1 protein-coding gene and 1 pseudogene are annotated in these 916 nt (G+C 41.0%); both read left to right on the top strand.

The genetic code is table 11. The features are described 5' to 3' along the window. Nucleotides 1-360 precede the first annotated feature (360 nt). Nucleotides 361-597 (top strand): annotated as a pseudogene (locus HT687_RS11510) (hypothetical protein); the annotation flags it as partial. A gap of 33 nt (nt 598-630) precedes the next feature. Beyond that, nucleotides 631-888, top strand: coding sequence for a hypothetical protein (locus tag HT687_RS11505; RefSeq protein ID WP_064496609.1), 258 nt, complete (start codon nt 631-633; stop codon nt 886-888). Nucleotides 889-916 lie beyond the last annotated feature (28 nt).

Here is a 916-nt window from a genome sequence, read left to right as displayed (position 1 = left end):
GCAGACCTTACAGCAGCTAGAGCAATTGATGAAATCAATCGTATCAATCCTATTCCATCTCCTCGTCACCTCCTAACGACTAATAACCAACCTGGAAATTCTAGCAATGTGAACACTACAGAACCAACAAGTCCATCAGATAGTGGGCAAGCAAATTCTGGACAAGATGGACGAAGCACTGACAGTGGTTCAACAACCACTGCTCGTTCGTCTGTAGCTCCAGTGACAACTACGGAACCTAGTGCAAATACAGCGAATAGAGAAGACGATACTGTTCGTTCAGCAACTCAGGGTCAAGGAATTTTAGACAAGTCAGAACTAAGTAAGCAGACTCAAACCTTAGAAAATCTTTTGAGATTATTGACAGGTGTATCGAATCCTACCACAGATTCAGCACGTCTTGTTTTGGTAGAGGCTAAGAAAGCTCTTGCAGATGATAGTTTGACAGAGCAAGGGTTACGCCATATCTTGCAAACAGTCAAGGATGCTATTGCTTCCCTAGAGTCCATTAAGGAAAGCCAGTCAGCAACTAAGGATGGAGGACAAACAGCGGGCAAAGAAACAGCAGGAGAAGATGAGTCTGCAAATCAAACTCAAGTCCCAGTAGGGATTATTGCAGCAAGTATCCTAGTGCTTTTAGGTCTCCTCTTCTTCCTCCTAGCTCGTCGTAACAAAGAATCAGAACTCGAGAAATTAGTCAAGGAATTAAGTAAACTTCTTAAAGACTTAAACCTTGAAACAGTAGATAAGGATATCCTTGAAAATTCTCAAGAAGAACTTCAAAAAGCAGTTTTGTTCTTGGCAGATGAAAAAGGCTCTGAGCATACTGAAGCAGAGTTGATTGATAATCTTAAAGAGGTTATTGCTAAGTTGACAGCAAACGCCTAATAACATATTAAAAATCTCCAGATTAGGA

Source organism: Streptococcus sp. 1449 (assembly GCF_013276805.1).
Classification (GTDB): domain Bacteria; phylum Bacillota; class Bacilli; order Lactobacillales; family Streptococcaceae; genus Streptococcus; species Streptococcus pseudopneumoniae.
Note: the sequence above shows the minus strand (reverse complement) of the source record. Positions and strands in the feature narration are given on the sequence as shown.